Source organism: Streptomyces liliifuscus, from assembly GCF_016598615.1.
In the GTDB taxonomy this organism is placed as follows: domain Bacteria; phylum Actinomycetota; class Actinomycetes; order Streptomycetales; family Streptomycetaceae; genus Streptomyces; species Streptomyces liliifuscus.
Genome location: NZ_CP066831.1, coordinates 162,497 through 175,192, shown reverse-complemented (window position 1 = coordinate 175,192; position 12,696 = coordinate 162,497). Strand labels below are relative to the sequence as shown.

The following is a 12,696-nucleotide window of genomic DNA, read 5'->3' as shown; positions in this document are numbered from 1 at the left end:
CATCCGGATGAGGCTACAAGAGCGAGGGCGTACTCACTTTCGATACACAGCGTAGGTGTATTGCCCCGCAACGTTGTTGACTCGGCTATGGGCGGCTGCCCGTCAAGTGCGGTGTGACATTGGGGTAGTTGTAGGTGTGGAGGAAAACCGCCGGAGCTTCGGCGCGTTCGGCGTTGCCGGCCTATGGGCGCACGTATGCCCACTCGTCGAGCAGGGTGCAATTCAGGCGCTCGACCCTGCCATTCGTCTGCGTGACGATGAGAGTGCGTGGCTGCTTCCCTTGTGCGCGCCGGTTGTGGCCTGCCGATTGCTTGCGGCCTGCTGGCGAGGCGAGATCCGATGTCCACCGCCGTCGGGGATATAGCCGAGCTTCTTGATGTCGACGTGGACCAGTTCGCCGGGGCGCTGTCGCTCGTAGCAGCGGATGACCTGGCCGGTGAGCCCGGTCCATCCTGAGAAGCCGGTTCAACTGGTGGCGGGTTGGGACGCCATGGACCGTCGAGGCGGGTGTGGCCGGGATCGGTCCGATGCGTGCGGGGCCGAGCTTGCGTTCGCGACGCAGCTCGCAGATGCGGTTCTCGATGTCGGCGGGAGTTGCGGTGCGGTGTTGTCAGGGGGCGGCACGAGCGGTCATACAGTCCTGCGTCGCCTTCGGCTCGTCGGCGCCGGACCCACTTGTGGGCGGCGGTGCGGGAGATTCCCGTTTCGTCGGCGACGTGGGCGACGGGCCTGCCCGCGCGGACGCGCTCGACGAGGAGACGTCTGCCGTGGTCCGTCACCCGGGCATCGGGGTGGGACGCGAGTATCTCTTCGGTCCGCAGCCGTCCCGCCGGTCAGACGAAGAGGGTGTCGGACTCGCGCAGGCCGGTCATGTCCATGCTGGCCTGCCATAGTTCCCTGGCGTTGTCGCGGTTGTGGGAGAGACGCGATGACGGCGCTTGCGCTCCTCGGTCGATGTAGGTGCCGGTTGTGGTGGCGAGGGTGGGGTCGGTGATGAGATTCGCGAGCGCGGCGCCGGATGCTGTGGAGGTGCTCTGCTTCCCGATGAGCTTGCCCATGATCGTGCCGAAGACTTTCGTCGCGCCGCGCACGAGGGCGTTCCCGGTGGGGGTGGCGAAGCCGGTGTCGGACATGGCGCCGGGGTTGAAGGCGTTGACGGTGATGTGCCGGTCGGTCTGATCGGACAGAAGCCTGGCCATCTCGTACGTGCAGTAGAGGTTGCACAGTTTCGATGTGCAGTACGCCTGAATTCCGGGGCCGTGGTCGGCGGCGATCGCGGCCGCATTGCTGTAGGTCACCTTCACGGGGAAGAAGAGGGGCGGGTTGTGCAGGTCACTCGTGACGAAGACGATGCGTCCACTGTCGCCCATCTGGTTCAACAGGAGGTTGGTCAGCAGGAAGTGTCCCAGGTGGTTGACGGCGAAGATCGTCTCGAAGCCGTCGGCGGTGCGCGGCGCGCCGGGCACGCCGACCGCACTGATGCCGGCGTTGCAGACCACGCCGTGCAGCGGCGGCAGGTCCGTATGCGAGTAGGTGTCGCAGAACGTGCGCACCGAGGCCAGTGAGGCCAGGTCCAGCTCCATGACCGTGATGTTCGAGTTGTTCGTCTCCGCCCGCAGCGCCTCGGCTGCCGCCTCGCCCCGCGCCGAGCTTCGGCAGGCGAGCACCACGTGGTAGCCCGGATCGCCGAGGGCGACGTTCTTTGCGCACTGGTACCCCAGACCGGTGTTTCCGCCGGTGATGATGACGGTCTTGTCGACCATGACGACTCCTGACCTACGATGAATGAAACGGATCGCGTTCCGTTTCATGTGAGCATAAGAGGAGTGCGTTCCACTTGTCGAATGATTCCCATCCCGGCCGGCGTGAGCGGGCCGACCGCAGGCGCAATCGTGAGGTGATCGTGGCTGCGGCCAGAGAGGCGTTCGCCCGAGCCGACATCGCAGGCGAGACCGTTTCGATGAACCAGGTCGCCCGCGCAGCCGGTGTCGGCGTCGCTACGCTCTACCGCCACTTCCCGTCACGGGACGAGCTGGCGCTGGCCGTCTATCAGCGCAAACTCGAAGAGGTCACCATGCGGGTGCGCTCCCGCACCCAGGACCGGAACGCCCATGCGTCGTTCCGGTTCTGGGTGGCGGAGTTCGCCTCGTTCATGCTCGCCACGCGCGGGATGATGGACACGCTGCGCGCCGCCGGCCAGTCCGCAGCCCCGTTCGCCTCCCCTGCCTCCGACGGGGTTGCCGAGGTGGTCGCCACATTCCTCGCCGACGGCACCGCGGACCGCAGCATGCGCGAAGAGCTGGACGCCATGGACGTGACCGTCGCGATCTGCGCCCTCCTCGCCACCACCGGGCCAGGCGACTCCGGAGCGCGCGCCAGAAGACTCCTCGACCTGTTCATCGACAGCCTTGCAGCCCAGGTCGAGTGAAACGACGGCAACCACCCGTCCCGGACGCTCGCCACGATGAGCGGTGCCGCCCTCCTCCAGGCCATGCCTGCTGCGTCTCGCCGGGGCGCTTGTTCACTGTCAACAACGCTCGTGGTCAGTACGCCTAGTACTCCAGCCGTAGGTCGTGATCTTGTGAGTGGGGGCGCCGCTGATATGGCGCGGCCATCGTTGACCATCTCGACGAGACCGGCCGCGCCATCGGCGGCGTCCATCCCTCTTTGCCTACTTGAGTCCACCGAGACGAAGGGCTTCCTCGATCTCGCTGAGCTTCGCGGACGGCAGGACGCCTGCCTGCCCGATCAGGTCTTCCCTGGCCAGGGTGACCAGCCAAGTGCAAGGGATGAGGTCGGGACGTGGAAGTGCGACTCTCAGGACGCCTTCGAGAGGCAGTCCTTCGGGGGCACCTACTGCCACTTCAACGGCCACGCCGCTGAGATCGGTGCCCGCGGGAGCGACGACTTGCATCGCCAAGAAGCCGGACGCCTCTTCTCCCGACAGCAGTACGACTGCCCGCTGCTCGTTGAAATCTGCCCACCAGACTTCGCCACGTCGCATATGTCCTCCTGATACGGGACGGCGCGCCTGCGTCGCCCCTTCGACCGCCGCCTACTCCAGGCACAGATCGTAATGTTGGCTGGTCAGGGCCGACGACAAGACGGCTGCGGCCACCGCTGATCATCGGTGTGTGAAGACTGACGATCTTGTGGTGGCCGCAGGTCACAGCGTAGACCCTGCTCGCTGGCGGGAAGCGTTCGAGGGCCTGATGAGCCGGACAGCCGGCCGGTTCGCCCGGGTTGAACCCCGGCGTCGGGTACGGGATCTGATGCTGGGGCTGTTGTCGGACGTGCCACGCAAAAACTTGCTGGAGCATCGCCGAGTGGGCCGGAGAGGCCACCCCGGTCGGCATGCAGCACCTGCTCGGCCGGGCCCGTCGGGATGCCGATGACGTGCGCGATGACGTGCGCGAGTACGTCCTGGAGCATCTGCACGACGAGGGTGCAGTGCCGGTGGCCCCCCGCACCTGACGGGCTCATCCCGCTCACCTGCCACGAGATCCAGCGACTGTTCATCACCTTGGTCGTCCGGCCCGTGCGCGAGGTAGCCCACCGGCTCGCCTGGTCCGCGTGGCGACGCCGTCACCGGGCCCGAGCCCAAGTCGGCCATTACCGAGGACAAGCCGCGAATCAGAATTGAAGATCACGATCTACAGCTGGAGCACCAGTAAGCCCTCAGTAGTTGCTTTCATGCAGCAGGTCGACCCCTGAGGTGGATTCCATGCATTTTTCAGGCTGAATCGCAGGGCCGCTTTAGCGTGACGGCTGTCTTAGAAGGCCGATGAGGGCAGGTCGGCGCGTGGGACTCAACGACGGAGTTGCGTTGCGGATGAGCAATGTGCGGCTCATTGACGGTGTCAGCACGGAGGCAGTGGACGATGCCGTGCTGGAGGCCAACGACAACGGCTGGATCACCTACGCCGGACCGGCGGCACAGGCGCCCGAGCCGATACCCGGCGTGAGGGCGATCGACGGCCGGGGCGGAACACTCCTCCCCGGACTGTTCGACTGCCACACCCACCTCGGGGTGGCCTCCGACCGGTCGATCCTGGAAGCCGCCCTTCTGACGGACCCCGTCGTGGGTGTTCTCCAGACGACTGAACGTCTGCGCCGGACGCTCGACGCCGGGATCACGTCAGCTCGAGACCTCGGTGGACTTCCCGCCGGATTCCGCGAAGCCGTCGCATCGGGACTCATCACCGGCCCGCGCCTGCAGACATCGGTCGGGGTGATCAGCCACACCGGCGGACACGCCGACGACACCTTCCCCGGCGGAAGACGCCTTGGCCTCGACTACTGCGAGATCGCGGACGACGTGGTGGGCGCGCGGAAGGCAGCGAGACGGATGCTGCGCGCCGGCGCCGACGTCATCAAGATCTGCACGAGTGGCGGGATCAGCAGTGCCCACGACGACCCCGACGACCAGGACCTGCTCGACGAGGAGATCGCGGCGGTCGTGGACGAGGGGCGTCGCCACCGAGGACGCCCGGTCGCCGCACACGCACAGGGCCGGGAGGGCATCCTCGCCGCGATCCGCTGCGGTGTCACGTCGATCGAGCACGGCTTCGGCATCAATGACGAAGGCTGCGACCTCATCGGAGAGAGGGGGGCCTTTCTCGTACCGACCCTGTCGACCGCCTTCCAGCCACTGGACCCGCGGAAGACCGCGCCGTGGCGCTACGAGAAGAAGCTTCGCTGGAACGAGCGGACCAAGGAGAACATCGCCGCGGCCATCGCGCGGAAGGTGAACATCGCGGTGGGCACGGATGCCGGCATCACCCCGCACGGGCACAACCCGTTCGAGCTGTCGTGCCTCGTCGAACTGGGGATGTCGCCGATCGACGCCATCCGAGCGGCGACATCCAACAGCGCCCGGCTCCTCGGAGTGGCGGACACCCTCGGGACACTGCGCGTCGGATACGCGGCGGACCTCGTCCTCTGCACCGAAGATCCGCTGCGAGACATCGGTTTGCTGTCGGCGCCCGAGAACATCGCCCTGGTCACCCAGCAGGGCGTCGTACGCAAGTGCACGCTCGCCGACCCCAGTTGGTCACAGGACCTCTCCCCAGCACCCGGACAGAGAAGCCCGCACGCCGCGGCCCGCCCGTGAATCACGTCTGCACGTCCCTCTCCGCCCTACCCCGGCACAGCCGCCTGGGGCGATCCGCAGTGGAAAGGAGCCGCTCATGCAAGACATGAGCCCGAGCCTCACCAGAGACGAGCCGGCGACCGAACTGAACACAGGCTGGACCAAGCCGGTCGTCGGCTATGTCGCCATCCTCATCCTGGTGAACGTCATGGTCGACACCGTGCTCGCCTCGCCCACCTTCGTGCTTCCCGAGCTGAGCGACGCCTTCGACACCAACCAGTTCGCGTGGATCGATTCCAGCGCGATGCTGGCGGGAGCCACTTGGGCACCACTGCTCGGCAAGAGCGCCGACATCCACGGCAAACGCAAAGTGCTCGTGATCACGCTGATCGTCGCAGGCCTCGGCGGGGTCGTGTGTCTCCTCGCGCCCCACATCAGTGTCTTCGTCCTCGGACGCGCCCTGCAGGGCGCCGCGGTCGCGGCCCTGTTCCTCACCGTCGCCATCATCCGCGACATCTGCGCGCCCAAGTTCGCCATGGTGGTGACAGGCATCGTCACCTCGGGCTCGGCCGTCTTCGGGATCGTCTCCCCGTTCATCCTGGAGATCGCCACCGAGGCGTTCGGCTGGCAGTTCGTCTTCGTGGTCTCCGCGGTGTTCGCGGGAGTGGCCGCGCTCTGCGTCCGCCTCGTGATCCCGAACTCCCGCAACCGCACGCCGGGCAAGGTCGACGTCGCCGGGGCGCTCACACTCGGCGGCGGTCTCGCGGGCGTTCTCGTCTACATCAGCCTCGGGCAGGAATTCGGCTGGCTGGGGATCGCCCCGCTCGCCATCCTCATCGGTGGTCTGGCCGCACTGACGGTCTGGTACCTCGTCCTGAGCCGCGTCCCGGAGCCCGTGATCAACATCCGTGGCATCTCACTGGCACTCGGGCTCGGTCTCCTCGTCGTCGTGATGGGCACGGGCGCCTATCGGAGCATGCTCCAGCTCTTCAGCCTGCTGATCGACGTCTCTCCCGACGAGGGCCTCGGATACGGGATCAACGGGCCCGGAGCGCTGGGACTCATGTTCGGCATCCCATCGATCGGGATCATGCTCGGCGGCATCGTGGCGGGCGCGATCGCCACCCGTGTGGGCCCCGCCCGGCCCCTCGCCGTGGGCGTGGCACTCGGAACGATCGCCTCCTTCGTGATGTTCTCGGCCGGCGCCGACAACCTTCCGATCGCTGTGATCTGCTCGTTCATGCTGAGCATGACGGCAGGCTCGCTGGTCACCTCCGGATTCAACCTCGCGTCCGTCCTCGCGCCGCCCGAGCGGCAGGGCACCGTCTCCAGCATGGTCATGGTGATGGTCGCCGTCGGTTCGGTGACGATGAGCTTCATCGGATCGGCGATTCTCGCGGGCAACGAAATCGTCGTCGACGGAGAGACGGTCAACTCGTCGACCGGCGTGCACACCTACATCGCCGTCGCGGGCTGCACGTTCATCCTCGCCGCCATCCCGATGGCCTTCCTGGTACGGAAGTTGCGAGGCCACGCGGACGTCCCCGCAGAACCCCACCCAGGAGCAGGAGCATGACGAACCTCGCACCGACAAGTCCCTCACGGGCGCGGCATCCGTACAGTCCCGTGCGGGCGACCGAGGCCGGACTCGTCTACATCTCGGGGCAGCTGGGCATCGCCGACGGCGACATCGTGGAGGGCGGAATCGTCCACGAGACACGACAGGCCCTGGCCAATCTCCAGAGCAGGCTGGCCTCGGTGGGGCTGGAGCTGCGGCATCTTGTGAAGATCACGGTCTATCTGGCCTCGATGGACGACCGCAACGCGATGGACGCGATCTATCAGGAGGCCCTTGCCGAGCCTCTGCCGGCCCGCACGTGCATAGCTGTCGCCGAACTGCCCTACCAGGCCCGGGTCGAGTTCGACGCCATCGCCGTCCGAGACGGGGCCTGAATGCCCAACTCCCTCATGAGACGCGGGAGGAACAGTGTCTGATCTCGAAGTGTCCGTCGGCGACATCCGCGCAGCACAGGTACGGATCGCCGGGGACGTGGTGCGGACTCCGCTGCTGCCCGCTTCGTGGGCGCCGGGTGACCTCTGGCTGAAGGCCGAGAACCTCCAGCCGATCGGCGCCTTCAAACTGCGGGGTGCCGTCAACGCGATCAGACGCCTCGATCCGGATGTCAGGGCACGTGGCGTGGTCACACATTCGAGCGGCAACCACGGCCGGGCGGTCGCGTGGGCGGCCCGAGCGGCAGGCGTCCGGGCCGTGATCGTCATGCCGGAGGAGGCCATGCCCGTCAAGGTGGAGGCCACCAGAGCTCTGGGCGCCGAGGTCATCATGGCCCCCGGTGTCCGACGAGAGACCGTCGCCGACGCCGTGAGGGCGGAGCGGGGGATGACGCTGATCCCTCCCTTCGATCATGCCGACGTGATCTCCGGTCAGGGAACGCTCGCCGTCGAAATACTCGAAGACCTGACCGACATCGACACAGTGCTCGTGCCGGTCGGAGGCGGCGGACTCATCTCGGGAGTGGGCGTCGCCGTGAACGCCCTGTCCCACCGGACCCGGGTGGTCGGCGTGGAGCCCTCACTGGCCGCGGACACGCGCGACTCGCTCGCCAACGGGCGCCGGATCGAGTGGGACGCGCAGGCGACGTACCGCACGATCGCCGACGGAACGCGGACGCCTGTCGTGGGCGAGATCACCTTCCCGATCATCCAGGCGACGGTCGAGGAGATCGTCACGGTGGACGAGGACGACATCCTCGCTGCCGTGGGCACCCTGGCGCGTCGTGCTCACCTCGTCGCCGAACCCAGCGGCGCACTGAGCGTCGCCGCCTACCTCGCCGAGCCGCGGAAGTACGGGCGGGCAGTCGCCGTCCTGTCGGGAGGCAACATCGACCCGCCCGTCCTCGCCCGCGCGCTCGGCCTCACCCCCTGAAAGGAGCACGTAGATGACGTATGCGGAAGCCGTCGCCGACGGCATCTGGGCGGCAGGCACCGCGCGGGTCGGGTACATCCCCTCCGTGAGCGTGGCACCGGTCGTCAACTCGTTGGTCGCGACCGACGGCGGCGCGGACGGAGTCTCGCCGCGCGTCACGCCGCTCTCGCGGGAGGAGGAGGCGATCGGCGTGATGGGGGCGGTCGCGTTCACCGGCGAACTCGGCGCCGTCGTCATGCAGGACAACGGATTCGGCAACGCGCTCACGGCACTCACGACGTTCACGCTTTCCTACCACCTGCCGTTGCTCGTCTTCGCGAACACCCGCGGGAGCCTCGGCGAGTACAACTCGATGATCCACTCGATCAGCCAGCCCGTGCCTGCCCTGCTGCGCACGGCCGGGCTGCCCGTCGTCGAACTGGACCGCAGGAGCAGCGCCGAGGACTGGCGCGACACCGTGAAGGAGGCCGGTGTGCACGCAGTCATGACGTATCGCCCGGTAGTTGTCCTCGGGTCGTTCTGGAACACCGACGGAAAGGCCGCCTGATGAAGCGCATCGAAGCACTCCAGGCCCTTGCGGACCTGACGGGCCATCCCGTGGTCGTGACGTGCGCGGCGACGAGTCGCGAGCTGGCCTCGGTCAAGGACAGCGACAACCACCTCTACCTCCTCGACGCGATGGGCCTCGTGGGATCGGTGGCGACCGGGCTGGCACTCAGCCTGGACACCTCGGCGCCGAAGGTCGTCGGCATCGAGGGGGACGGGTCGCTGCTGATGAACCCGAACGTCCTCCCGACGGGTGGATACCTGGCTCCGGACAACCTGCTTCTCGTCCTTCTCGACAACGGCGTGTACGGGTCGACCGGCGACCTGCCGACCTACTCGTCGAGGATCGACCTGGGGCGGCTCGCGGCCGCCGTGGGATGGACCACGCGATCGACGGCCACCGTCGACGGCCTGAAGACCGCCTTCGGGGAGCTGCTCACGGTGCGGGGTCCGGCGTTTCTGCATGCCCGGATCGAGGCAGGCAATGCGCAGGGCATCGAGAAGCTGCTGATCGACCCGGTTACGATCACGGATCGTTTCACCCGCTGGCTTCGCGAGGTCCACGCATCGGCGGTCGCGGCATGACGGGGAGGGACGGCGGCATCGTCGTGGTCAACCCCACGACAGGCTACGAGCTGGGCTTCTACCCGTACACGACTCCCGAAGCCGTCGACCGGGTACTCGACGACGCGGCGGCCTCGCAGTGGCCCCGGTCCCGTGTGGAGGACCGCGTCGCGGCGATCGGCCGGCTCGGCGACGTCCTGGTGGAGCGGCGGGAGCCGCTGGCGGCGCTCATCACCCTGGAGATGGGGAAGCCGATCAGACAGGCGCGGGCCGAGATCGACAAGTGCCTCACCGCGTGCCGCTACTACGCCGAGGAACTGCCCCGAATCCTGTGGCCGGACACCTTCGACATCGACGGCGACACAGCGATGGTCCGAGTCGTGCCGATCGGGGTCGTGTTCGCGATCCTTCCGTGGAACTACCCGTGGTGGCAGGTGATCCGGGCGATGCTTCCCGCGATCGCGGCGGGCAACACCGTCGTCCTCAAGCACGCGGAGTCCGTCACCGGAAGTGCCATGGCGGTTGAGGACGTGTTCCAGGAGGCCTTCGGCGCGGGCGTCCTGCAGGCCATCGTCGTGGACGGGCCGACGGCGTCGGGCATCATCGAGGACAGCCGGGTCGCCGCCGTCACCTTCACCGGCAGCGATCGCGTGGGTGCTCTTGTCGCTGCGCGTGCCGGCGCCGCGCTGAAGAAGTGTGTGCTGGAGCTCGGGGGATCCGACCCGTTCGTCGTGCTCGCAGACGCCGATGTCCCCGCCGCGGCCGCCGCCGCTGTGAAGTCCCGGTTCCTCAACAACGGTCAGAGCTGTATCGCGGCGAAGCGGATACTCGTCCATCGCGACGTGCATGACGCGTTCGTGCACGAACTGGTGCCGCACGTAAGCGAGTTGAGGGTGGGGGATCCGGCGGAGGAGACGACCGAGGTCGGCCCGCTCGCACGCCGGGACCTGCGTGATTCCCTGAGTGAGCAGCGTGCCCGGGCCCTGGCGGCAGGCGGCCGCGTGATCGCGCAGGCCGACGCGCCCGAGTCCGCTCAGGGAGCGTGGTTCTCGCCGTCGATCGTCGAAGTGGACGGGAACGACTCGGTCCTCCTCACCGACGAGACGTTCGGTCCGCTCGGCGCGCTCACGACCGGTGCGGATGACGAAGAGCTCATCGCCCTCGCGAACTCCTCGCGATACGGGCTGAGCAGCAGCGTGTGGAGCGCGGACCGTGGTCACGCCTCGTCCGTTGGCGACAGGGTCCACGCCGGAGCGGTGTTCATCAACACGATCTCCGCGACCGACCCCCGCCTGCCCACCGGCGGTATCAAGGCCAGCGGCTACGGACGCGAGCTGGGCAAGTGGGGGGTCCACGAGCTGGCCAACATCCAGGCGCTGCGGATCCGGAAGACATGAAGGCTCGCATGGACGAGACGGAGCAGAGGCTCATGGGTGCAGTGAGTCGGGCCGATGTGGTGCTTTCCGGCTACGGCCCGGTCGGTCAGGCCTTCGTGGACCACCTGGCTCGACAGGGCGACAAGCTCGCGCGCCACCACGGAGTACTGCCTAGAGTCCGTGCCATCCGCGCGAGTTCGGCGCAGTGTTGGCCGCGCGGGGGTGAGCCCGTACCGCCACGCTCGGCATGGAGCCCGCTCATCTCGCTGGAGGAGACGCTCGAACGGACCGCTGCCCGCGTGTTCGTCCAGGCGATTCCGTCCTCGCCCGCACTCCGGCAGCAGGCCGCGAAGGAGGCTGTCGAGGCGCTGCGCCAGGGCGTCCACGTCGTCACGGCCACCAAGAGCCATCTGCTCGGCCACTGGCGCGAACTCGACGAGGCGGCTCGCGGACTCGGGGTCATGATCAGGATCTCCGGGGCGACGGGGGCGGCCCTGCCGGCGGGAGATCTGTCGAGAACGGCGTTGCGTGGGATGGGCTGCGAGACGATCCGGGCCTGCCCGAATGGCACCGTCACGTGCGTCCTCGACCGGCTTGCCCGGGGTGACTCGTTGAGTGACGCGATCCGGGAGGCGCAGCGCCGGGGAATTGCGGAAGCTGATCCCTCGGCCGACCTGTCCGGCGAGGATGCCGCCACGAAGGTGCGGCTGCTGGCAGCGCTGGCCTGGGGATGGGATCCGGCGCTGGTACGTGTGGAGTCGCAGCCGGTGATCGAGGACACCGCCGGTCAGGCCCTGGGCGCGGTGTCCCGGCATCGCCGACTGCGGGCCGTCGCTGGCGCATCCGTGAACCAGCCCTACCTCGTCCGGGTCCGGCTGGAGGAGACGCGGCCGGGCGACCCCCTGCACGCCCTCGACGGGCCGGAAAATGCAGTGGTGTTCGGCTGCCCGGACGCGGGCGACGTGACAGTGAGCGGGGGACGCTCGAGTCCGCTGGGGGCCGCTCTCGCCCTGGTGAAGGACACGATCGAGGTCACCGCTCCCCGCACCGGATTCCTCTGATACGGCGCGACTCGACACCCCACGTGCACTGCCGGGCGGTTCAATCAGGGAGCCGGCGTCACCGATGCCCGGGTGCGGAGTCCTGGGCCAGCAGCGGCACGGAGCGTACCGATCTTCCCTCCGAGTCCAGGACGCGGCCGAGGAGTTTGACCGTACGAAGGACCAGCGACCGGTCCTGAATTCGCAGCGCGGGCAGGACCTGTCTCATCTTCCGCTCCAGGTCGTGCGTCTCCGCCGTCGACCGAAGCCAGGCGTCGATGATGACGTTGTGAGGACCGGCCACGACGCTGCACGCCCGGACTCCCGGCAGCGTACGGATCCGCCCCTCGGCCTCCTCGAGTTCGTGGGCGTCGAGCGACCCGAAGTAGACGGCGGCGATGGCATGTCCCGAGATGAGACGCGAGGTGTCACAGCGGAAGATGATGAGTCCCGCCTCCTCCAGCCGTGCCAACCGGCGCCGCACGGCGACGGGACTGAGATCGACCTGTGCGGCGATCCGCTCGAAAGACATCCGTCCGTCGATGTTCAGCGCGCGGATGATGCGATGGTCGGGGGCCTGGAGGGCGGCGGCGTGATCCGGTCGGGTCCCGGCGTCGGTACGCAGTTGCCGGCGCTGCTCGTCGTTGAGTGCGCCCTCGCGCCACCGGCTGGCCTCCAGGGCCGACCGCGTAACGATGTGGCTGTGTATGGACGTGACCCCGGGGACGTGCTCCACCCGGTCGAGGAGGTAGCGCGAGAGAGCATCGAAGTCCGGGGCCTGCGCCAGCACCACGACATCCCGTGCACCGGAGGTCAACTTGACGGTGGCGGCCTCGATGTCGGCGGCGAGGACGTCCGCCACGGTGCCCGATCGCCCCGGGACACAGGTGATCTCCACCAGGGCACAGGCGGGTGTCGCGCTCCCCGCGGGGTGGGCCGTGACCCACGCGACTCCCTCGGAGTGCATACGAGACCAACGACGGCTGATGGTCGCCGGATCCACGCCCAGGACCGGTGCCAGATTGCGCCAGCTCACGCGCGGGGCCGATCGCACGGCGTCCACGATGGCGATGTCGAGTTCGTCGAAGGGGGAGTCCCGCATACTGCGCCATCGTCCTTTTCATGCACAAGAGG

The 12,696-nt window shown here is 67.9% G+C and carries 12 protein-coding genes and 2 pseudogenes; 10 read left to right on the top strand and 4 right to left on the bottom strand.

The features are described 5' to 3' along the window. Positions 1 to 33: 33 nt before the first annotated feature. Both JEQ17_RS00735 and JEQ17_RS00730 read right to left on the bottom strand, forming a co-directional pair. Positions 34 to 806: pseudogene (locus JEQ17_RS00735) on the bottom strand (leucine zipper domain-containing protein). Between the two features lie 27 nt (positions 807 to 833). Then, positions 834 to 1,763 carry an SDR family NAD(P)-dependent oxidoreductase gene (locus JEQ17_RS00730; protein WP_200393335.1) on the bottom strand — a complete coding sequence of 310 codons (930 nt, stop codon included), beginning with the start codon at positions 1,761 to 1,763 and terminating at the stop codon, positions 834 to 836. 74 nt (positions 1,764 to 1,837) lie between these two features. Here JEQ17_RS00730 and JEQ17_RS00725 point away from each other — a divergent pair, with 74 nt between their 5' ends. Beyond that, positions 1,838 to 2,428, top strand: coding sequence for a TetR/AcrR family transcriptional regulator (locus JEQ17_RS00725; RefSeq protein ID WP_200393334.1), 591 nt, complete (start codon positions 1,838 to 1,840; stop codon positions 2,426 to 2,428). 243 nt (positions 2,429 to 2,671) lie between these two features. Here JEQ17_RS00725 and JEQ17_RS00720 read toward each other — a convergent pair whose 3' ends face one another. After that, a complete protein-coding gene (locus JEQ17_RS00720; RefSeq protein ID WP_200393333.1) occupies positions 2,672 to 3,004 on the bottom strand; it encodes a type II toxin-antitoxin system PemK/MazF family toxin in 333 nt (110 codons plus the stop codon). Positions 3,005 to 3,212: 208 nt separating this feature from the next. Between JEQ17_RS00720 and JEQ17_RS00715 the strand changes: the two are divergent. The 9 genes and pseudogenes from JEQ17_RS00715 to JEQ17_RS00675 form a co-directional block, all read left to right on the top strand. Beyond that, positions 3,213 to 3,471, top strand: a pseudogene (locus tag JEQ17_RS00715) (IS701 family transposase); the annotation flags it as partial. A gap of 361 nt (positions 3,472 to 3,832) precedes the next feature. After that, positions 3,833 to 5,113, top strand: a complete 1,281-nt coding sequence (locus JEQ17_RS00710) for a metal-dependent hydrolase family protein (protein WP_234047969.1) — start codon at positions 3,833 to 3,835, stop codon at positions 5,111 to 5,113. A 76-nt stretch (positions 5,114 to 5,189) separates the two neighbouring features. Further along, a complete protein-coding gene (locus JEQ17_RS00705) occupies positions 5,190 to 6,668 on the top strand; it encodes an MFS transporter (protein ID WP_234047968.1) in 1,479 nt (492 codons plus the stop codon). Next, entirely contained in the window at positions 6,665 to 7,045 is a 381-nt protein-coding gene (locus tag JEQ17_RS00700; protein ID WP_200393331.1) for a RidA family protein, read from the top strand. The genes JEQ17_RS00705 and JEQ17_RS00700 overlap by 4 nt, the downstream gene beginning before the upstream one ends. A 34-nt stretch (positions 7,046 to 7,079) precedes the next feature. Further along, complete coding sequence (locus JEQ17_RS00695; protein WP_200393330.1) at positions 7,080 to 8,036, top strand: threonine ammonia-lyase; 957 nt, start codon at positions 7,080 to 7,082, stop codon at positions 8,034 to 8,036. Positions 8,037 to 8,049: 13 nt separating this feature from the next. Beyond that, positions 8,050 to 8,583 carry a hypothetical protein gene (locus JEQ17_RS00690; RefSeq protein ID WP_200393329.1) on the top strand — a complete coding sequence of 178 codons (534 nt, stop codon included), beginning with the start codon at positions 8,050 to 8,052 and terminating at the stop codon, positions 8,581 to 8,583. Continuing rightward, complete coding sequence (locus JEQ17_RS00685; protein WP_200393328.1) at positions 8,583 to 9,167, top strand: thiamine pyrophosphate-dependent enzyme; 585 nt, start codon at positions 8,583 to 8,585, stop codon at positions 9,165 to 9,167. Before JEQ17_RS00690 ends, JEQ17_RS00685 begins: the two co-directional genes overlap by 1 nt. After that, entirely contained in the window at positions 9,164 to 10,543 is a 1,380-nt protein-coding gene (locus tag JEQ17_RS00680) for an aldehyde dehydrogenase family protein (RefSeq protein WP_200393327.1), read from the top strand. The genes JEQ17_RS00685 and JEQ17_RS00680 overlap by 4 nt, the downstream gene beginning before the upstream one ends. 32 nt (positions 10,544 to 10,575) lie before the next feature. Continuing rightward, entirely contained in the window at positions 10,576 to 11,583 is a 1,008-nt protein-coding gene (locus JEQ17_RS00675; protein ID WP_234047967.1) for a homoserine dehydrogenase, read from the top strand. A gap of 58 nt (positions 11,584 to 11,641) precedes the next feature. Here the strand turns inward: JEQ17_RS00675 and JEQ17_RS00670 are convergent, their stop codons facing one another. Continuing rightward, complete coding sequence (locus JEQ17_RS00670; RefSeq protein ID WP_200393325.1) at positions 11,642 to 12,664, bottom strand: Lrp/AsnC family transcriptional regulator; 1,023 nt, start codon at positions 12,662 to 12,664, stop codon at positions 11,642 to 11,644. Between the last annotated feature and the right edge of the window lie 32 nt (positions 12,665 to 12,696).

Coding starts and splice junctions, on each gene's coding strand:
- JEQ17_RS00675 (WP_234047967.1), top strand. CDS start 10,576: ATGGGTGCAGTGAGTCGGGCCGATGTGGTGCTTTCCGGCTACGGCCCG.
- JEQ17_RS00710 (WP_234047969.1), top strand. CDS start 3,833: ATGAGCAATGTGCGGCTCATTGACGGTGTCAGCACGGAGGCAGTGGAC.
- JEQ17_RS00680 (WP_200393327.1), top strand. CDS start 9,164: ATGACGGGGAGGGACGGCGGCATCGTCGTGGTCAACCCCACGACAGGC.
- JEQ17_RS00700 (WP_200393331.1), top strand. CDS start 6,665: ATGACGAACCTCGCACCGACAAGTCCCTCACGGGCGCGGCATCCGTAC.
- JEQ17_RS00705 (WP_234047968.1), top strand. CDS start 5,190: ATGCAAGACATGAGCCCGAGCCTCACCAGAGACGAGCCGGCGACCGAA.
- JEQ17_RS00670 (WP_200393325.1), bottom strand. CDS start 12,664: ATGCGGGACTCCCCCTTCGACGAACTCGACATCGCCATCGTGGACGCC.
- JEQ17_RS00730 (WP_200393335.1), bottom strand. CDS start 1,763: ATGGTCGACAAGACCGTCATCATCACCGGCGGAAACACCGGTCTGGGG.
- JEQ17_RS00690 (WP_200393329.1), top strand. CDS start 8,050: ATGACGTATGCGGAAGCCGTCGCCGACGGCATCTGGGCGGCAGGCACC.
- JEQ17_RS00685 (WP_200393328.1), top strand. CDS start 8,583: ATGAAGCGCATCGAAGCACTCCAGGCCCTTGCGGACCTGACGGGCCAT.
- JEQ17_RS00720 (WP_200393333.1), bottom strand. CDS start 3,004: ATGCGACGTGGCGAAGTCTGGTGGGCAGATTTCAACGAGCAGCGGGCA.